The following is a 19,437-nucleotide window of genomic DNA, read 5'->3' as shown; positions in this document are numbered from 1 at the left end:
CTAGTATTCCTCGCGACCCCCGAGGAGGAGACGCACCGGCCCGGCCGTTAGCGGCGGCAGCTGGAGGGGTGGATCGAGCGGACGGAGGAGTCGACGACGCGGCGGGCGCGGATCCGCTCGGGTCGGCGGGTGACGCGGACCCGCGGCCGGTGGGCGACGCGGACGTCGGGAGCCCCCGCGCGATCACGGCGGGCGGCGCCAGGAGGACGAAGGAGCCGTCGCCGGGGGCGGACGTCGGCGCGAGCACCTCGGCGAGCCGACCGCCGATCATCGGCGCGGCCCGGGGCAGGCGCGGCGAGGCGAGCTCGGCGCAGTCGGGGCACCAGGAGGAGCGGCGCCGCTCCCGGCCGGGACGGTGGCGCTGCTCCTCGGGGGTGGCGACGAAGACATGCCCGGCGTCGCAGAGCCAGCACAGGTACACGTCGGCCGCGGGCGGGATCTGGCTGAGCACGATGCCCTCGTTGTACTCGGGCCGGTACTGCCGCACCAGGACGGGGTAGGACGCCCACGCCTCCCGGTAGGTGCCGACCGCGTAGGGGACGTCGGCGCCGCGCGAGAACCGCCGCCTCTGCCACCACCGCCCGATCGCCTCCGCCACCCTCCGCACGCTACGCGCGACCACCGACGCGGAAGCGGCGCCCGCGTGCGCAGGCGGGATCTCGAGACGCCCTCCGGGCTGCTCCATCAGCATGCGCGGCGGAAGGGACTATCCGCCCGCGCGGCGTGCTCCCGGTCGACTGGGAGCGGCGGAGCCGTCCCTCACCTAGTGAGCGGAGTCCTGCTCGTCGATGTCCGCGATCTCGGCCTCGTCCGGCTTGAAGGTCAGCGAGAACATGGCGATCGCGACGAGCACGACGATGAAGGCGACGCCGAACGAGATGAGCGCGACGACAGGCTCGCGGGTCGAGAGCATGACGACGAGGCCGACGAAGGCCGCCATCACCGCGGAGAAGCCGATGAGCTCGAGCGGGCGCAGGCGGTCCTTGCGGGTCGGCTGGAACGTGCGGGGCGTGAACTCGCCGGGGTCGCGCGCCGGGGCGGAGTCGGCCGCCGAGGCGCGGTCGGCGGGAGAGGCGGGGTCGGGCTGCTGGCCTTCGGCGGTCATCGGTCTCCTCCGGAGGTCGGTGTCGTGGGGGCGACGGGATCGTGTCCGGTGGCTGCGTCGGCGCCGGCGGCCCATTTGAGCGAGAACGCCGCGATGGCGAGGAACACGGCGACCATCACGGCGTAGGCGCCGAGGAGGCCGACGGTGACGACGGGGTGGGGCGGGAGGAGTCCGAAGGCGGCGCCGAGGAGCATCGTGCCGACGCCGACGATCACGGAGTCGCGGGCGGCGAGGCCCTGACCGCGGCGGCCGCTCGAGAACTCGAGGAAGCCGGAGAGCAGCGCCCAGCCGGCGACGAGGGCGACGAAGGAGAGCAGGTTGGCGACCGGGAGCGCGACGAGCGCCGCGACTCCGGCGACCAGGGTGAGCACCGCGGAGCCGAGGGCGAGCGGGCGGGCCCGGCCGCTCCAGCTGCGGAGCCCGAGGGCGAGCGAGACGGCGCCGGTCGCGATCGCGAAGCCGCCGAAGACGGCGAGGCCGAAGGCGGGCCCGTGGTCGGGTGAGAAGGTGACGACGCAGCCGGCGACCGCCGCGATCACGGCGCGCGCGAGGGGCAGGGTCCACAGGCGGCGGTCGGAGTCGGCGGCGATGGCCACGGTCGAGCCTCTCTGGGATGGAGGGAGAAGGCGTCCGGGAGCGGACGGCTGGGCGCGCGACGGCACGGCGACGCGGACTCCACCGATTTTACGCTCCCGCGGCTCCGCCCAGGCCCGGAGCGGGGCCCGGGGCGCGATCCGGGGCGAAGTCGCAGGCGGCTCAGCCGAGCCAGACCTCCTCGACCCGCGGGAACACGGCGTCGGCGGAGAAGCGCTCGCGGAAGCGCGCCCCGGCCTTCTCGACGACCTCGGCCCGGGCGTCCTCGTCGGTGATGAGCTCGGTCAGCGCGGCGGCGAGGCCCTCCACGTCTCCGGGCGCGACCACGCGGCCGCAGCCGTCGCCGAGGACCTCGGGGATGCCGCCGACCGCGGTCGAGACGACGGCCGCGTCGCGGGCGAGGGCTTCGAGGATGAAGATCGGCATGGCCTCGTCGCGCGAGGGCAGGACGGCGATGGACGCCTCGTCGAGCAGGGCGAGCAGGCGGGCGTTCTCGAGCGAGCCGAGGAACTCGATCCCCGGGACGCCGCGGTCGACGACCTCCGGCTCGCGGATCGGACCGGCGACCAGCAGGCGCCAGCCCTCCTTGCCCTCGACCTGCGCCCACGCCTTCTGCAGCACGTCGACGCCCTTGCGGTGGCTGACGACGCCGCCGAAGACGACGGTGCGGGTCTTCTCGCGCGGGGTGCCCTGCTCGAGCGCGTTGGGCACGAGGTGCACGCGCTCGGCGGGGACGTAGCGGCGGCAGATCGCCGAGGTCTCCTCCGAGAGCGAGATGATCTCGTCCGCGCTGCGCAGCACGTCCTTCACCAGGCGCGGGTGCGCGGCGGTGAAGGCGGCGAACTCGCTGCCGTGCAGGTGGGCGACCGTGCGCAGGCCCAGGCGGTGCGCGAGGCGGAGGAGGGACCCCTCGCGGAGGAACGAGCCGCGCTCCGAGAGGTGGACGACGATCACGGCGCCGGGCTCGCGGCGCGCGATCGCGACGATGCGGGCGGCGGCGCCGGCGGCCAGGCGGGCCGCGGCGACGTGCTCGCCCGGAGCGGTGCGGGAGGAGATCACCCGGACGTCCGAGCGCTCGAACGGCCAGCGCAGGTACCCGTTGACGACCTGCGTCATGCCTCCGGGGACCTCTCCGCTGCGGCCGACGTGGTACACCCGCGTCTTCGGGCCGGCAGGGGCTGCCGCGGCGGCCGGGCGGCTGCGGGGCGGCACGGCGAGCAGCGCCTGGATGTCGTCGCGGACGCCGCGGAGGCGCCCGCGGGCGACGAGCAGCTTCTCGAGCAGCTCGCTCCGGCGGGCGACGACGGCGGAGAAGGTCTCGACGCCGGCGGCCGGGGTCGTCCGGGACATGTCGACCGTGACGTCGTGGATCCCGATGGTCTCGAAGTGGCGCGAGGCCTTCGTCGATCCGTCCATCTGCAGGCTCACCGGGGCCGCGCCCTCGGTGAACGCCATGATGATCACGTGCAGCCGGTCGCTCATCGCGACGCGGGCCGTGCGGTAGAGCTCGCGCAGCAGGATCTCGTGCTCGTCGTGGGTGTGCGCCGGATCCCAGTCGAGGATGTCCGCGTCGAGGTCGGCGGCGAGACGGCGGGAGCGCTCGGCGTCGACGGCGACCTGCGTGACGACGACGATGTCGAGGTCCTCGCGCTCGGCGAAGCCCTTGATCGCGGCCAGCCACTCCTGCTCGGGGTAGGGGCGGGCGTCCACCTCGTGGTCCTCGCGGAGGGAGAGGACCAGAACGCGCCGCTCCTCGTCGGGCTGCGCGGCGAACGCGGTCAGCTCCGCGTCGCTCGAGCCCTCGCCGTATCCGAGGTCGGGCATGGCGGCGCCGACGCGCATGTAGCCGGCCGTCTTGTCGTCGCGCCAGCGGGTGTAGCTCGAGAGCGCCATCGAGGGCCACATGATCGCGCGGGGCAGCGGGGCGAAGTTGCGGGTGCCCACGCCGGCGCGGATCACGCGGCCGCCGCCGAGGCGCACGAGGGCGATGCCCGGGAGCATCACGAGGTGCTCCTTCATCCCGATCAGGGTCAGCTGGATCTCTCCCGGCTTGAACACCGAGTTCGCCCGGCCGGCGAGGGCCTCGCGGGCGAGCGCCGCGTACCAGCGCAGGAGCGAGCGGTACACCGTGTCGTCCGGGCCCAGGCGCAGGCCGTCGTCGTAGCCCCACGGCGAGTGGCCCACGTAGACGTGGAGCGGACCCGACTCGCGGAGCCAGTCGAGGAGCTGGCGACGCAGGATGATGTCGCCGATGTTCTCGTACTGGCCGCGGCCGACGGCGAAGATCGATCGGGCAGGTGTCACGGGCGGGCCTTTCGGAGGGGTTCGCGTGGGGGTGACCGGTGCGGAGCGGGGAGCGTCGCGGGTCTCCCCGGTCGATCCTCCTGCCGCGCTGCCGTCGTGGGCCGGGCCGGCCGGGCTCCGCAGGAGCGGGCTCGGGGCCGATGGCGCCCCGGGCAGACTAGCGCAGGCGGGCTCGGCGGCTCGAGGAGGAGTGCTCGCGTCAACAGCCGTTGGTGACCAGGAAGGCCTTGAGGAAGGCGCCGGTCTGGTAGACGTACTGGTTCACCAGGTAGTCCAGGCCCATCGGCTCGCCCGAGGGCACCATCGAGAGCTCGCCGGAGTAGCAGCGCTCGATGATCATCTCGGCGCGCACGAGGTGGGAGGCGTTGGTGATCACGATGACGTGGTCCCAGCCGTACTGCTCGGCCATGTCGCGCAGCTGCCGGGCCTCTCCCTGGGTCGTGAGCGGGTCGGCGGAGTAGCAGAGGACGTCGCCGCCGGGCTCGTTGCACTTCTTGTACTTCTTGGCCTCGTAGGGAGCGTTCATCTCGCCGGGGCCGACCGAGAGCACCATCGTGTCCGTCGCCCCGGAGGTGATGATCCGGCGGGCGAACTCGACGCGTGCCCTCGTGGAGGGGCCCAGCACGAAGACCGCGTCCGCCTGCTCAGGGATCGGGTCGATCGGGGGCGTGACGTAGAGCGGGATCCCGGCGCCGAAGAGGGCGAGCACCACGAGGGGGACGAGCAGGAGCCGTCCGATCACGGTGCGAGCGCGGACCCGGGGGCATCTCGGGCGCTCCCGGGACGGCGGGGTGGACGGGCGGTCGCCGGTCGCGGTCGTGGCCGTGTCCATCGCGTCCTCCCTCTCGTCGGGACCGCCGCTCGCCCGCGGCGGGTGATCCGCGACGCGGGTGCGACGGCGATCACCAGTGGAGAGCCCATCATCGCAGTGTTTCGGCGAGGGGTCGGCCCGGTGAACGCCCGGTCAATTCTCTCGCCCAGCGGCCCGGCCCGGGGCCGTGTCCAGAGTCGCCGGGTAGGGTCGCCGTTCCTCGACCGAGCAGCACTCCCCCTCGTCCATTCCGCGGACGGGCATTCCCGGAGTCCCCTCCCGATCCGACATCCGCCCTCCGATCCGTCGTCGACAGCGCGTGTGACCGTTCCGTATACACGCATGCGCGGCGGTCCGCCAGTCCTTCAGCGGAATCGCTGATATAAGCCCGACCACCACGCCCGAATGGGGTACTACAACCTGAATCCGTCTCATCCAGCCATCAGTCGCAAGGCCCGTCTATAGCGTCGGGAGGACCAGCACCACCCCCTTGAGCAGCCCCCTCGAACCGCCCCCGACGCCCCCTCGAAGACCCGGAGCCGATCGTGAATCCTCAGACGACGCCAGACCCGACCCGCCCTCGCCGACGACGCGCACGCCTCTCCCTCACCACCGCTCTGATCGCCGCTCTCGGCATCCTGGTCGCCCCCCTCACGGCGCCCGCCGCCTCCGCGGCCACTCTCGACCCGGGCGCCGGGCAGAGCACGCGGATCCAGGAGACGAACTCCTCGCTGACCTACAGCGGCTCGTGGCGCACGATGACGGGCGGCGACAGCGGCGGCGGGATCAAGTTCCTCAACAGCACCGGCTCCGTCTCGTTCAGCTTCCGCGGCACCGGCTTCAGCTGGGTCAGCCGCACCACCGCCTCCGCCGGCATCGCCACCGTCACGGTCGACGGCGCGAGCACCTCGGTCGACCGGTACACGAAGACCACGGCGTACCAGGTCCCGGTGTTCACGAAGAAGGACCTCGCCGACACCGTCCACACGGTCAAGATCGCCTGGAGCGGCACGGCCAACAGCTCCGCGAGCGACAAGAACCTGGTCATCGACGCGTTCGACATCACCCGCGCGACTCCCGCCACCGAGGAGCCGACCGACGAGACCGGCGGCGGCGAGGACGACGGCCCCGTGCTCGACCCCTCCGGAGCGACCAGCCTCCTCGTGCAGGAGACCGACCCCGCGCTGCAGTACACCGGCTCGTGGAGATCGATGGCGGGCGGCGACAGCGGCGGCGGGATGAAGTACCTGACCTCCGCCGGATCGGTGAAGTTCACCTTCGTCGGCACGTCGTGGCGCTGGATCAGCCGGAAGACCTCCTCCTCCGGCATCGCCGCGGTCTCGGTCGACGGCGGACCCGTCACCAAGGTCGACCGCTACAGCTCGACCGCGCAGTACCAGGTGCCGGTCTACGAGACGACCGACCTCGCCGAGGGCACGCACACCGTGACCATCTCCTACACGGGGACGAAGAACTCCAAGTCGACCGACAAGAACCTGATCATCGACGCGTTCGTCCTCGCCGAGGACGGCCTCGCGACCGACGCCGTGGAGCTCTCCCCCCTGACCGACGGCTACACCGTCGCCTGGGACGCGCCCTTCAGCTCGCGGGTCGTCTCGTACGACGTGCACCGCTCGAACGAGGACGGCTCCGGCGACACGGTCGTCGGCACCGTCGCCGACCCGGTGCGCCAGTACCGCGACGAGACCGCCGAGGCGGGACGCGCCTACACGTACACCGTCACGGCGACCGACGACGCCGGCCGCGACTCGCGGCTGAAGGAGTCGGCCACCACCTCGGCCGACATCCTCGCCTCCCGCGCCTCGCTGCTCGCGGCCTTCGACTGCCCCGCCGCCACCAAGACGGTGTCGACCTCGGCGCAGCTCGTCACGGCCCTGACCAACCCCTCCTCCGGCGACGTCATCCGCCTGGCCGACGGCGTCTACACCGGCAAGTTCGCCCTCCGCGGCACCGCCGCCCAGCCCGGCTCGATCTGGATCTGCGGCTCGCCCAACGCGGTCCTCACCTCCGGATCCACCTCGAGCGGCACCGCGCTCATCCTGAACACGGTGAGCGACGTGCACCTCGTGGGCTTCTCGGTCCGCAGCTCCTTCCAGGGCATCCAGGTGCTCGCCAGCAAGGGCGTCCAGATGGCCGGCCTGACGGTGAGCGAGATCGGCTACGAAGCGGTCCACTTCCGCAGCCAGACCACCGACTCCCTGATCGTCGGCAGCACCATCCGCCGCACCGGCCTCGTCTCCGCCAAGTACGGCGAGGGCGTCTACGTCGGCACCTCCGACCGCAACTGGTGCGAGTACAACAGCTGCAACCCTGACCGCACGGCCCGCATCGCGGTCGTGGACAACGCGATCAGCGACACCGGCGCCGAGCCGATCGAGGCCAAGGAGGGCACCCTCGACGGCGACATCATCGGGAACACGGTCCTCGGCGGATCGCGGCTCGCCTCGGACGTCGTCTCGCTGATCCTGGTCTCGGGCAACAGCTGGCTGGCCGCGGGCAACTCCGCCGCGGGCACCACCACCTACGGCTACCAGGTGATCACCCGCGCCGACGGCTCGGGCAACGACAACACCATCAGCGGCAACCTCGCGCTGAAGACCAGCAACGCGGTGGTCTACCTCCACCAGCCGTCCAACTGGTCCACCAGCGGCAACACGCTGAGCTGCTCCAACTCCGGGAAGGACCTGATCGGGAACGTGGCCTGCACGCCGTGACCTGATCCGCTCCCCGCGCGCAGAACCGCCGCCGTCGTCCCCTCGACGGCGGCGGTTCTGCGTGTGCCCGCCTCCCGCCGACCAGGCGCGGACGGCCGGGGTCGCGCCCGACTACCGCGGACTCGCGAGGGCGCGGGCGGGCGCTCGTGCGCCCGTGGGCCGCGGGAGGGGGCCGAGAGGACGGGGACGCGATCAGAGCCCGGCTGACGCGCCCGCGCCTCTCCAGCACGCAGAAGTGGGCGGAGTCGCGCGCGGGTACCGCGACTTCTGCGGCCTCGCGGTGTCAGCGGGCTCCCGGGAGCCGGTGAGGCACCTGGTCCGGCCACGGCGGGCGCTGGAGAGGCCGGAGGAGGTCCGGAGGGGCCGGCCATGCCCTGGAGAGCCCGCACGGGCCCGCCCCGGAGAGCCCGCTGGCCTAGGACGGGGACGCCGCCTCCTCTCGAGTCCGCGGAAGTCGGCGTGCTCGCGTGCAACTGCCGCGACTCGTGCGGACTCGCGGGGTGAGCGCGCTCGCGGGGGACGGAGAAGGGCCTGGTCCGGCCGCGGTGGGCGCCGGAGAGACTGGGAGGGCGGACGGACCGGCCAGGCCTCGCAGAGCCCGCACGGGCCCGCCCCGGACAAGCGGCGCAGTCCCCGGACGCGGAAGAGCGCACCGCGGCCGGGGCCGGGGTGCGCTCTTCCGCAGCGCGCGAGGACGCGATCAGACGATCGCGGGGGCCTTCTGCAGCTTGTGGCGGGCCAGGACGACCGCGCCGACCACGGGGGTGCCGGCGGTCTCGATCCAGTGCACGTCGGCGGCGGCCTGGGGCGAGTCGACCTTGCCCTCGATCAGGACGAGGACGGCTCCGTCGGCCACGCCGCGGAAGGTCGGCGACTGCTCGGTCGCGCCGAGGGTGCCGGTGACGATCAGGACGATGTCGTAGACCTTCTCGAGCTCCTCGACCAGCGCGCGGAGGGCGTCGGTCGGCATCGGTGTGCCGGCCTGGGCGCCGCCCGCGGGGAGCAGGTCGACGCGGTCGGTCGAGCGCTTGATGATCGCGTCGTCGAGCGAGGCGGCTCCGGCGAGCACCTCGCGCAGGCCCGGGCGTCCGCCCGAGGCGGAAGCGAGAGCCGAGCCCTCGGCGGTGCCGTCCACGATCACGACGGACGAGCCGAGCACGGCCAGCGCCTTGGCGAGCAGCACCGCGCTGGCGGTGTGCGGGGTCTTCTCGGACGCCGGGGCGATCGCGAAGGAGGAGTACGAGCGGGTGCGCGCGATGGCGGAGAGCTCGAACGCCACGGCCGAGTAGCGGGCCGGGATCTCGGTCGAGTTCAGCATCTCGTCGAGCTTGGTGGCCTTGACCGGGACGATGCCCAGCAGCGGCCGGTCGATCGCGGAGCGGACGTCGTCGCCGCTGCGGAGGCGGCGGTCGAGGGCGGTCATCACGATCGCCACTCCCACGCCGACCACGGCGCCGCCGAGGATGCCGAGCGCGAGCAGGACGAGGATGCCACCGGTGACCGGCAGCTCCGGCGGGAGCGCCTGGCTGAGCACCTGGAGCTGGATCTGCGGGACGGCGACGCCGTTCGTGGTGGTCGTCGGGTCGGCCCCCTTCACGGCCGCGTCGAGCTGGGCGGCGACCGCGTTGGCGATGACCGCGGCCTGCTCGGGCGAGGGGTCGGTGGCCGAGATCGTGATGACCACGGACTCCGGCTCGGCGAGGACGGTCACGCGCTTGGCGAATTCCTCGATGGGCTCGTCGATGCCGAGGCCGTCGATGACGCCCTGCAGGACGGTGTCCGAGGTGCCGAGGGCGACGGAGGTGACCGTGGCCTGGGAGGCGGCGCTGTTGGCCGCGACCCGGTCCGCGGTCGAGAGGACTCCGGACGAGGAGACCGCGACGTACACGCGTGCGTCCGCCTTGTACTGCGGGAGGAGGACGGCGTTGAGTACCAGGGCCGCCACGGCGCCGAGCAGAGCGAAGGCGACGATGTAGACCCACCTCCGGCCGATGCCGGCGAACAGTCCGTTCAAGGTCATGGTGTGTGGTGTCCCTTTCGTCGACTGCACCGGAGTGCAGGGGGTCTGACTGTAGCGTCGTGATGTGTCGTCCGCGTTGCGCGGACCCGGCCGCGAGGTTTCGCGCGGGAGCGGTGGATCAGAGGTGGGCCTGCAGGAAGGCGAGGATCGCCTTCTTGTTGTTCGGGGTGTTGTTCTGGAGCCCGTGGTGGCCGGAGCCGTCCACGCCGACCTCGGACGCCACTCCGGCGTCCTGCAGGGCGACCTGCATCGCGTCGGCCTGCTCGACCGGGACGAGCTCGTCCTCGGAGGTCAGCCAGATCTGCGGGGCGTCCGTGGAGTCGACCGAGGTGATCGGCGACGCGGGGATGCTCTGCGGGCAGGTCGTCGAGTCGATCTCGTCGCAGTCCAGGTAGGAGAGGATCTGCTCCTTCGCCTCGGGCACCGGCGTGCCCAGCGACATCCCGGTCTCGGTCATGTCGGCGACCGCCGAGAAGGCGACGACCGTCTTGACCCGCGAGCCCTCGGTGAGGGAGCCCTCGCCGAGCGTGCCCATGGTCGCTCCGATGATCGCTCCGGCGGAGCTGCCCATCACGCCGATGCGGGCGGGGTCGAGGCCGAAGCGCGTGACCTGCGCGGGCTCGCGCAGCCACTCCACGGCGGCCTGCGCGTCCTCGATCTGGCCGGGGTACCGGCTGTCCTGGAGGAGGCGGTAGTCGACGGAGACCGAGACGAAGCCGCGCTCGGCGTAGTACTCGCAGAGCTCGGTCATCCCGCCCTCGTCGCGGGCGCCGTCGACGAACCCTCCGCCGTGCAGCATCAGCAGCGCGGGGCGGTCGGTGCCACCCGCGGTGGGGAGGCAGGCGTCGGCCTTCAGCGAGACGCCGTCGACCGAGCGGTACTCGATCGCCTTCTCCGTCGTGAAGCCGTCGGGCGTGCGGACGGGCTCGGGCTGCGAGGAGCAGCCGGCCAGCCCGAGGGCGACGGCCACGACGGCCGCCAGGACTCCGGCTCTGCGTGCTCGTGTCGTCTTCACTCGTGGGACTCCGCTCTCTTCTTCTCGTAACTGGGGGAGGTGCCGGGCTCATCGGCCGGGACCGCGACGGGATCGGAGACGACTCCGGGGCCGCGCGCAGGGACGGGCACGGGCTTGCGCCGCTTGCCGGGGCCGCCGAGGGCGGCCGGGGGGACGTAGATCCACTTGACCTTCGAGAGGTAGCGGGTCACGAAGAGCGAGAGGACGACCGCGAGCACCATCACGACCAGCAGCAGCGGCACCTCGAAGCCGCCGATCTCGGAGCGGTCCTCGGGGAGGATCACCCGCAGGATCGTGATGGCGATCACGATGAAGTAGAGGTGCAGCAGGTAGATGTGCAGGCTGCGCTCGCCGCAGATCGTGAAGAAGTTCAGGAATCGCACTCGGGAGAGGGCCCGCGACACGAGGATGCCCATCGCGACGGCGGCCATCTGGCCGGCGAGGGCGAGGAACGGCACCCAGCGGATCGGGAAGAGGAAGAGCACCGCGCTCAGCACGACGAAGACCGGAGTGACGTAGAGGAACGCGCGGCTCCCCTTCTGCTCGACGAAGTCGATGATCCTCTTCGAGTAGAGCGTGCCCACCAGGAAGAAGACGAACAGGGCGCCGATGCGGTTCCAGCCCACGTTGGTCGTGTTGAGGAGACCGGTGGTGAACATCGTCCCCATCACCGCGGCGAGGGCGACCTGCACGCGGTGGTCGACCTTGCGCAGGAGCCACGCGCCGAGCGTGAAGAGGACGAGGCCGTAGATGAACCAGTAGCTGCTGCTGGGCCAGAAGAACAGCAGGAGCAGGTTGAGCGGGTCGGTCGCGGGGAGCTCGCCGAGTCCGCCGTTCGCGAGCGGCACGACCAGGTAGAAGGCCATGCGGATCACGGACCAGACCACGTAGAGCCAGAGCAGCGGGTACAGCCTGCGGCGCCAGAGGTCGCCGAAGCTCCAGGTGCGGATGCGCGAGCCGAAGAGACCGGACACCAGGAAGAAGAGGGGCATCGGGAACAGCTCGAACACGACCTTGATGCGGCCGAGAGTGTTCTCGACCCCGATGTCACCGAGGTACAACGACGTGTGGTAGTACACGACCATCAGGATGGCGGCACCCTTGGCGAAATCCACCCATTCGCGTCGGGCCCCGCCCGCAGGCTTCAGCAGCTTCATTCTCTCCCCCTTGTGCCCGGTCGTACCGCTCGTGAATTCCATCCGAGGTGAACAAGGCTCAGAGAAGGACGCAGGCTCGGTCGCAGAATGCGACCGAGGATCAAGACTAAGGGTGTATCGTCCGCGCCGCACATTCGACGGAATAGTGACGAGGACTCGATTGCCGGGAAGCGCACTCCGGCCTCTCCGTTCACCATGGAGACGACGGTCACCGGCGTCCGTTCCCGGCGCTCATCGCCGCTCGGTAGAGCGCGGGCGCCGCGGCGGCGAGCCCGAAGAGGACGGAGCGCTTGAGGTCGCGCCGGCGCACGAGCGCGACCAGGTGCCGGAGTCCCGCCTCGTCGTGCGCGGCCCGCCAGAGCCGGTCCGCCTCCTCGGGGCTGTGCGCGCCCGAGGTGGCGTCCTTGAGGCGGGAGAGCAGGGAGAAGCGCGCGCGGTAGTAGGAGTAGTCCTGCGAGTCGAGGAGGCGCGGGTCGAGCCCGCGGGCCGTCCGCTCGATCACGGCGGCGAGCCCGGCGAGCGAGTCGGCGCGCTTCGCGCCCGAGCGGATGATCGAGCCGGAGCGGAGGCGGTACTCGTAGACGGAGTCGGGGACGACGACGACCTCGTCGGCCGCGGCGAGCAGCTGCGCGACCTGCGCCTGGTCCGAGTGCTGGCGGATCCGCGTGAAGTCGATGCCGTCGAACAGCTCGCGGCGGAACAGCTTGTTCCAGAGGTGCCCGGTCAGCTCCCCGACCAGGAGCGCGGTGAAGGCGCCCCGGCCCGAGAGCGCGAGCGGGCCGCGCAGGGAGCCGACGGGCGTGGATCCGGTGGCGTCGACCGTGACCGCCTGGGCGACCACCACGTCGGCGCGGCCCGCCTCCCCCGCCGCGAGCATGGCCTCGACCGCGGTCTCCGGCCACTCGTCGTCGGCGTCGACCAGCCAGACCCACTCGCCGGCGGCCTCGCCGACGGCGCGCTCGCGAGCGGCGGCGACGCCCTGGTTCTCGTCCTGGCGCAGGTAGCGGATCCGCTCGTGCTCCTCGGCGAACGCGCGGCCGATCGCCTCGGTCCCGTCGGTCGAGGCGTCGTCGACCACGAGGATCTCGAGCTCGGCGTGGGTCTGCCGCAGCAGGCGCTCCAGGGCGGAGGCGAGGTGCGCCTCCTCCTGGTGCGCCGGGACCACCACCGAGACGAGGGTCACTTCTGCCCCACGACCCGGCGGAGCACCGTCTCGAGGTCGCGGCCGCTGGACTCCAGCGAGAAGCGGTCGAGCCAGCGGTCGATGCCGGTGATCTCGAGCTCGCTCGCGCGGATCAGCGCGTCGGCGAGGTCGGAGGCGGAGGGGGTGAGCGCGAGCTCGCCGGTCAGGCCGGGGACGATCGCGTCCGCGACTCCGAGCGCCCCGGACACGGCGACCGAGGGGACGCCGGCGGCGGCCGCCTCGACCAGCACGTTGCCGAAGCCCTCGCGCAGCGACGGGAGCAGCACGACGGCGTTCTCGTCGAAGTGGTGGAACCAGTCCTCGACCCAGCCCATGTCCTGGAAGTCCACGCCGCGCGCGGTCGCCTCCGCCTTCATGCTGCCGAGCAGCGGGCCGCCGCCGAAGGAGACGACCTTCGCGGGGATGCCGCGGCGCTCCAGCTCCTCGGCCGCGAGGATCGCGAGCTCGGGGCGCTTCTGGACGACGAGTCGGCAGGGCAGCACGATCTGCAGGCCCGCCGCGGTGCCGGGGGTGCGCGAGACCTGGCGGGAGCGGTCGACCTTGGCGGTCGCCGGGTTCGGCACGACGGTGCAGCGCTCGCCCGAGACGCCGAAGCCGGCGACGAGCTCGCCTGCGACGGGGTGCGAGATCGCAATGACGTGGTCGGCGCGGCGGTAGAGCGTCTTGGCGAGCCCGAGCTGCACCTTCTGGGTCTTCGAGAAGCCCGGGATGCCGAGCGAGACGAGGTTGCGCTCGCTCACGATGGTCTTCGGGCGGTCCGCCTTCGCGGTCATCTCCGCCGAGGCCAGGAGCACGATGTTCGGGTAGCCCTGCAGGGCGACCGCGACATCGGGGGTGCGGCGGCGGAACAGCTCCTTGAGCATCCGCGCCTTGCCGACGTGGCCCTTGCCCTCGCCGATGCGGTGCAGCACCGCGCCCTCGGGGAGGTACTCGTCGGTGCCCTTCACCGAGGTGGTGACGACGTCGACGTGGTGGCCCTGCTCGAGGAGCCAGCCCATCCAGGTGCGGGCGACGAACTCGGCCCCGCCGCCGTGCAGCGACGTGACGACGAACATGATCCGCATGCGCGGTCCCTTCTCCTGCGCCGCGCTCATCGCACGACCTCCGCGCCGAGGCCGCGGGTGTTGAGCGCCGAGAGGCGGCGCACCTCGGGCATGGCCGCGTCGATGGTGGCGCGCACGCCGCCGTCGCCCGGCTCCGCGAGGATGCGGTCGATCACCGGGAGGACGCGGTCGGCGAAGCCGGGGACCGGCTCGACGCACAGCTGCGGCAGGCCGATGAGGCGCATGATGCCCTCGACCTTGCCCTGGGTGGCGAGGGTGATAGCGGGGACGCCGAGCGAGAGCGACATGATCGCGAGGTGCATGCGGCCGGTGACGGTCAGCAGGGCGTCCTCGGCGAGGCCGCGGATCTCGGCGGGCATGAGCACGCGGTCGACGACGGTGACGCCCTCGGATCCCACGCGCTCGGCGACCGCGCGGACGGCCACCTTGTCGTCGCCGATGGGGCGGGAGACGTGCGGGAGGAGCACGACGTGCACGCCGGCGGCGCGGAGGCGGTCGACGATGCGCTCGTACTCCGGCACCTGGTCGACCATGCCGGCGACGAGGGCGCTCGCGTTCACGAGCGCGAAGGGGACGCCCTCGGGCAGCCCCAGCCCCTCGCGGAAGCTGCGGTCGCGGGTGCGCGCCGAGAAGACGATGTCTGTGACCTCCTCGACGCGCTGCACGCCGATGCTCCGGGCACGCTCCGCCGAGAGCGGGTCGCGGAGCATCGGGACGACGCCGGCGCGGGAGGCGGCGATCAGGGAGCGGCGGGCGGCGAGGCGCGCCGCCGCGTTCCAGGAGAAGCCGAGGATGCGCGTGGGCACCCCAGCCTCGGCGGCCGCCTGCGCGAGCAGGGAGCGGCGGACCGAGCCGCGGAGGCTGTACTTGCCGTCCATCATGTCGGCGCCGACGACCGAGACCGAGCGCGCGCGGCGGATCAGCGCGGCGTAGGCGCGGAGATCGGCGGCGTGCGCGTCGCCCACTCCGTAGACCAGGTGCGGGAGCTCGACGACCTCGACCCGGTCGGCCTGCTCCTCGGGGATCACGACGTCGCCGGCGTAGCGCTGGACGACCACGACGGCGCCGGTGGTGTTCTCGAGGAACGCCTCCAGCATGGCCTGGTCGCCGATGTTGCCGCTGCCGGGAGCGGCGATCACGAGGTGAGACTCGGGCTCGGGTCGGAGGTCCGCGAGGGCGGCGCGGAGCACCGCCGCGTCGCGTCGGGCGGGCAGGCGGGTCGTCGTGACGAAGTCCTTCTTCCAGGACTTGACGACGCCGAGCTTGAGTTTCATCGATCTCTTTCGGTGGGAGGAACGGCGGCGGGAGGCCGCTCGGAGTCGGGGATGCCGGCCGTGACGGCTCCGTCGACCAGCGCGCTGTCGCCGGTGGGGCTGATGGCATCGACCGTGGCCGGGGCCGGAGCGGCGGCCGGGCGGCTGCGGCGGAAGTGGCGGCGCAGGTCGGCGAGGCTGAGGATCTGGCGGCGGAACGCGGGGAGGATCAGCATCCAGAGCCCGACCCCGACCAGGACGGCGGCGCCGCCCACGAGGAGGCGGAGGACGGGCTGGTCGGCGGCGATCCAGACGGTGGAGAAGTAGGCGCCCACCGTGATCGATCCGAACGTGATGCCGCTGCGGAGGCCGTTGGTGAACATCTCGCGGACGGGGGCATCGGAGGTGCGGCCGATCCAGATCAGCGCGGTCGGCCAGGTGAGGGCGAGCGAGCCGGCGTACGCGACCGCGACGCCCGTCACTCCCCAGTTGGAGCCGAGCAGGATCAGGACGACCATCAGCGGGCGGGTCGCCAGGCTGTACCAGACGCTCTGGCGCACGAGACCCTTGGCGAGGAACACCCAGTTGGAGCAGTACGCCGTGGCCTGGAAGAACCCGGCCACGAGCAGGATCTGGAAGATCGGGACCGAGGCGAGCCAGCGCTCCCCCACCAGGATCCGGATGACCGAGTCGGACTGGGAGCCGAGGACGGCGAGCACGAGGCCCATCGCCGTCAGCATCGCCGACTGGCCGAAGAGGATGAACGTGCGGAACCGCTCGCGCTCGTCCTGCAGCTTGGACAGCACGGGCAGTGCCACGCGCTGCACCGGAGAGTTCAACTGCTGCAGCGGCAGCATCATCAGCTGGAACGCGCGGTTGTAGAGGCCGAGGTCGACCGGGCCGAAGCGCGCGCCGATGATGACGGAGTCGACGTTCTTGCTCACGTAGGTCAGCGCCTGGGTCGCGAAGACCCCGCCTCCGTAGCGGAGGAAGTGGCCCATCGCCTCGCCGCGGCGGTAGCGGCCGGGACGCCAGCCCGTGATGAAGACCAGCATCAGCACGCTGATGAGCGGCTGCACGATCTGGCTCCCGGCCAGCGCCCAGTAGCCGGCGCCGCCGAGCGCCATCAGCACGCCGACCACGAGGCCCAGCACCTGGGCGACGATGTCGACCAGGGTGATCTTCACGAAGCGGAGGTGACGGGCGAGGTCGGCGCGGAACTGCGTCGAGATTCCGTTGAGGAGGAACGTCGAGGAGAGCACGACGGTCAGCAGCTGAAGCCGGTCGTCGCCGTAGAGGGCGGCGATCGGCCAGGAGGCCGCGATGACCACCAGGGTGAGGGTGAGGCCGATGCCCGAGTTCATCCAGAACAGGTTGCTCTTCTGGCCCGGCGTGATCTCCTTCGCCTGGATGGCGGCGGAGGAGAGGCCGAAGTCGCGGAAGATCTCGCCGATGCCGATGATCGCCGTGACCATCGCGAGCAGGCCGTAGTCGGCCGGCGAGAGCAGGCGCGCGAGGATGACGATGCCGCCCAGCTGGACGGCGATGCGGATCGCCTGCCCGCCGATGGTGACGGCGGCGCCGCGGCTCGCCGAGCGGCTGAGGCTCGGTGACGGCTTCTGCGTGGTCCCGGTCATCGGGTCGAGCCCTTCTTGGTGGCGATCGCGCCCTCGTAGGCCTTCTTGAGCTGGAGTCCGAGCACGTCCCAGTCGCGCCCGGAGAGGGCGGGGAGCCCCTCCGGCGGCCGGGTGCGCGTGCGCTCGAGAGCGGCGGTGATCAGCTCGGGGGTGAGCTCGCCGTCGTACTCGATCACCCAGTCGCTGCCGACCTCCTCGGCCAGGGCCGTGTTGGTGGGCGTGCGAGGCACCAGGATCGGCCGGCCGAGCGACAGGGCGACCAGGATCGAGCCGGAGTTGTGCATCTCGCGGTAGGGAAGGACGATCAGCTCGGCCCGGCCGATCTCGTCGACCATCTCGGCGTCGTCGACCCGGCGGAGCGTGGTGCGCACCCGGGTGTCGCGGGCGGCCCGCTCCTCGACCAGCTCGCGCTGGCCCGGGCTGGGGCTGCCGACCACGTGCAGGGAGAGGGAGTCGTCCTCCACGCCGCGGAACACGTCCATCAGCTCGACGACGCCCTTGTACGGGCGGATGATGCCGAAGTAGAGGACGCGGCCGTGCTCGCGCTCGGGCAGCGGGTGCTGCGCGAACTGGTCGCGGTAGTGGCCGTGCAGCACGGTGACGGCGGGCGCCCGGCCGGGAGCGACGGTCGTCGGGTTCAGGCGGACGAACAGGTCGGTCGCGCGGTCGACCCGGGCCAGCGAGCGGCGCTCGGCGGCGGGACCGAGCTCGTGCGGGTGCAGGTTGTGCACCGTCCGCACGAGCGGGATGCGCTGGAGCGCGAGGCGCACCAGCAGCACGTCGAGGGCGCGGCGGCGGAGGAAGCGGTGCAGCGGGCTGCGGCCGCGGATCATCAGCTCGGGCCAGTGCACGTGCAGCACGTCGTAGTCGGCGAGCAGGGCGCTGCGCCAGGAGAAGAACAGCAGCTCGACGCCGGGCGCCAGGCCGTCGACGATCGAGTCGACGTACTGCGTGGTCGAGTCCGGCGGCGCGAGCGACTGCTGGACGACGAGCGCGGCCGGCGACGAGTCGTTCCTGCGGGCGAGGCGGCTCATCGCTCGCCCCGCATCCCGACGGCCATCGGCGCGTCGAAGATCCTCGCCCCGAGGGGCTGGCGCATCCGGATGCCCTTCGAGAAGTCGGGGACGTGCACCGGGTTGAGGCAGATGATGACGAGGAATCCCAGGAGCAGGTGGCTGGGGCGGACCGCGTCGATGGCGTTGTAGCCGGCGAGGCAGACCATGAAGCCGAGCAGGCCCGCCGCAGGACCGACGTCGCGACGGCTGAGCGTGGCGCCGAACATCGCGGCCACCATGATCACGAAGAGCAGCAGGCCGGGGATGCCGACGCTGATCAGCAGCTGCAGGAACGAGTTCTCGATGACGACGTCCGAGAACCGCCTGCCGCTGATGCCGGACGTCGCCGCTCCGGAGCCGAGCCAGTGCGTGAGCTCGGCCGCCTTCAGCGACACGGTCACCGCGAGGTCGCGGGCGCCGGCCGAGATGGAGGCGTCGAGGTTGTTGTTGCGGGCGGTGACGGGCTCGAAGTTCAGGACTCCGACACCCGCGACGAGCCCGGCGATCAGGATCGAGCCGGGCCGGAGCAGCGAGCGGTTCGGGTTGAGGAAGCCCACGGCGACGAGCGCGACGACGACCGCGACGGCGATGGCCGCCATCGGTCCGCGCGAGACGGTCGCGACGACGCCGCCCGAGGCCAGGATGCCCAGCAGCAGGTCCGACTTGCGGGAGCCCTGGAGCCAGGAGCCGAACGCGAGACCGGCGCCCACCGTGAGGAAGGTGCCGGCGAGCAGCGGGTGGCCGAAGGTGATCTCGGCGCGGTAGAGCGACCAGTGCTGGTCCTGCTCGTAGCCGAGGGCGCCGTAGACGGCACCGAGGATCGGGGAGCTCTGCGCGACCAGCTCGAGGGCGGCGTAGAGGGCGAGCAGCCCCGAGAGGATCACCCACGTCTTGCGCAGCAGCACGGCCTCGCGCTGGGCGTCGAAGACGAGCATCGGCACGCCCACGCAGATCGCGAAGCTGAACATCCACGAGACGCCCTCGGTCGCGTAGGAGCTGCGCACCGTCGCCACGGCGGACCAGAGCATGAGGGCGATGAACGCGAGGATCACCACGGCCCGCCACGGGGAGAGCACGAGCTCGCGGGTCCACGCCTTGACGGGGGCGCGCCACAGCTCGGGAGCGAGCCCGCGCCGGATCGCCCAGATCACGAGGATGACGGCCCAGAGCGTCATGCGGAACGTCAGGGTCGAGGGGGTGAGCGGCGTCGGGACGAGCGCGAAGAACGCGAGCGCCATCGCCGGCAGCCAGTGCGCGGGGACCCGCAGCAGCACGTAGGCGCCGACGATGCCGCCGACTCCGGCGGCGATCACCAGGAGGCCGGTGGCCGGCTCCCGGGTCGAGAAGATGTACCCCATCCCGAGGACGATCACCAGGGCGACCGAGAAGAGCGCGCCGACGAGGAGTCGTCGCGGGAGGATGTCGATCACGTCAGGGAGTCCTTCTGGCGTCGGAGCGGAGTGGTGGAGGAGGGGGCGGGCGG

At 72.1% G+C, this 19,437-nt stretch carries 14 protein-coding genes and 1 pseudogene; 1 reads left to right on the top strand and 14 read right to left on the bottom strand.

The features are described 5' to 3' along the window. The 5 genes and pseudogenes from C5C30_RS18140 to C5C30_RS16440 form a co-directional block, all read right to left on the bottom strand. A pseudogene (locus C5C30_RS18140) lies at positions 1-598 on the bottom strand (hypothetical protein); the annotation flags it as partial. A gap of 165 nt (positions 599-763) precedes the next feature. Beyond that, the gene (locus C5C30_RS18135; RefSeq protein WP_258059918.1) at positions 764-1,105 is read right to left on the bottom strand and encodes a hypothetical protein; all 342 of its coding nucleotides are present in this window, start codon (positions 1,103-1,105) and stop codon (positions 764-766) included. Beyond that, positions 1,102-1,701: a DUF308 domain-containing protein gene (locus C5C30_RS16450; protein ID WP_104225185.1), complete on the bottom strand. Its 600-nt coding sequence runs from the start codon at positions 1,699-1,701 to the stop codon at positions 1,102-1,104. Before C5C30_RS16450 ends, C5C30_RS18135 begins: the two co-directional genes overlap by 4 nt. A gap of 160 nt (positions 1,702-1,861) precedes the next feature. Continuing rightward, positions 1,862-4,003 carry a glycosyltransferase family 4 protein gene (locus C5C30_RS16445; protein WP_104226626.1) on the bottom strand — a complete coding sequence of 714 codons (2,142 nt, stop codon included), beginning with the start codon at positions 4,001-4,003 and terminating at the stop codon, positions 1,862-1,864. Between the two features lie 199 nt (positions 4,004-4,202). Further along, entirely contained in the window at positions 4,203-4,745 is a 543-nt protein-coding gene (locus tag C5C30_RS16440; protein WP_146084859.1) for a YdcF family protein, read from the bottom strand. A 614-nt stretch (positions 4,746-5,359) separates the two neighbouring features. Here C5C30_RS16440 and C5C30_RS16435 point away from each other — a divergent pair. Further along, positions 5,360-7,549 (top strand): hypothetical protein, encoded by a 2,190-nt coding sequence (locus C5C30_RS16435; protein ID WP_104226624.1) that lies wholly within the window; start codon positions 5,360-5,362, stop codon positions 7,547-7,549. 700 nt (positions 7,550-8,249) lie between these two features. On the opposite strand, the gene C5C30_RS16430 is transcribed toward C5C30_RS16435, so the two are convergent. From C5C30_RS16430 to C5C30_RS16390, 9 genes are all read right to left on the bottom strand, one after another. Next, a complete protein-coding gene (locus tag C5C30_RS16430) occupies positions 8,250-9,569 on the bottom strand; it encodes a Wzz/FepE/Etk N-terminal domain-containing protein (RefSeq protein ID WP_104296024.1) in 1,320 nt (439 codons plus the stop codon). Positions 9,570-9,687: 118 nt separating this feature from the next. Next, the gene (locus C5C30_RS16425; protein WP_104247646.1) at positions 9,688-10,584 is read right to left on the bottom strand and encodes an alpha/beta hydrolase; all 897 of its coding nucleotides are present in this window, start codon (positions 10,582-10,584) and stop codon (positions 9,688-9,690) included. Then, positions 10,581-11,741, bottom strand: coding sequence for an acyltransferase family protein (locus C5C30_RS16420; RefSeq protein ID WP_181027202.1), 1,161 nt, complete (start codon positions 11,739-11,741; stop codon positions 10,581-10,583). The genes C5C30_RS16425 and C5C30_RS16420 overlap by 4 nt, the downstream gene beginning before the upstream one ends. A 208-nt stretch (positions 11,742-11,949) precedes the next feature. Further along, complete coding sequence (locus C5C30_RS16415) at positions 11,950-12,924, bottom strand: glycosyltransferase family 2 protein (protein ID WP_104334121.1); 975 nt, start codon at positions 12,922-12,924, stop codon at positions 11,950-11,952. Beyond that, positions 12,921-14,009 carry a glycosyltransferase gene (locus tag C5C30_RS16410; protein WP_181118449.1) on the bottom strand — a complete coding sequence of 363 codons (1,089 nt, stop codon included), beginning with the start codon at positions 14,007-14,009 and terminating at the stop codon, positions 12,921-12,923. Before C5C30_RS16410 ends, C5C30_RS16415 begins: the two co-directional genes overlap by 4 nt. 26 nt (positions 14,010-14,035) lie before the next feature. Then, entirely contained in the window at positions 14,036-15,283 is a 1,248-nt protein-coding gene (locus C5C30_RS16405) for a polysaccharide pyruvyl transferase family protein (RefSeq protein WP_104334120.1), read from the bottom strand. Then, a complete protein-coding gene (locus C5C30_RS16400; RefSeq protein WP_104222479.1) occupies positions 15,280-16,899 on the bottom strand; it encodes a lipopolysaccharide biosynthesis protein in 1,620 nt (539 codons plus the stop codon). Before C5C30_RS16400 ends, C5C30_RS16405 begins: the two co-directional genes overlap by 4 nt. Then, complete coding sequence (locus C5C30_RS16395; protein ID WP_104267447.1) at positions 16,896-17,933, bottom strand: glycosyltransferase; 1,038 nt, start codon at positions 17,931-17,933, stop codon at positions 16,896-16,898. The genes C5C30_RS16400 and C5C30_RS16395 overlap by 4 nt, the downstream gene beginning before the upstream one ends. Then, on the bottom strand, positions 17,930-19,437 hold a 1,508-nt coding region (locus C5C30_RS16390; protein ID WP_219827811.1), incomplete at its 5' end, for an O-antigen ligase. The genes C5C30_RS16390 and C5C30_RS16395, both read right to left, overlap by 4 nt.

Origin of the sequence: Rathayibacter sp. AY2B5 (assembly GCF_002931645.1) — a bacterium.
GTDB lineage: Bacteria > Actinomycetota > Actinomycetes > Actinomycetales > Microbacteriaceae > Rathayibacter.
This window is presented reverse-complemented; position numbering and strand designations above follow the sequence as displayed.

Excerpts from the sequence above, each read along its gene's own strand:
- C5C30_RS16420 (WP_181027202.1), bottom strand. The coding sequence starts at position 11,741 with ATGAAGCTGCTGAAGCCTGCGGGCGGGGCCCGACGCGAATGGGTGGAT.
- C5C30_RS16400 (WP_104222479.1), bottom strand. The coding sequence starts at position 16,899 with ATGACCGGGACCACGCAGAAGCCGTCACCGAGCCTCAGCCGCTCGGCG.
- C5C30_RS16410 (WP_181118449.1), bottom strand. The coding sequence starts at position 14,009 with ATGCGGATCATGTTCGTCGTCACGTCGCTGCACGGCGGCGGGGCCGAG.
- C5C30_RS16405 (WP_104334120.1), bottom strand. The coding sequence starts at position 15,283 with ATGAAACTCAAGCTCGGCGTCGTCAAGTCCTGGAAGAAGGACTTCGTC.
- C5C30_RS18135 (WP_258059918.1), bottom strand. The coding sequence starts at position 1,105 with ATGACCGCCGAAGGCCAGCAGCCCGACCCCGCCTCTCCCGCCGACCGC.
- C5C30_RS16430 (WP_104296024.1), bottom strand. The coding sequence starts at position 9,569 with ATGACCTTGAACGGACTGTTCGCCGGCATCGGCCGGAGGTGGGTCTAC.
- C5C30_RS16395 (WP_104267447.1), bottom strand. The coding sequence starts at position 17,933 with ATGAGCCGCCTCGCCCGCAGGAACGACTCGTCGCCGGCCGCGCTCGTC.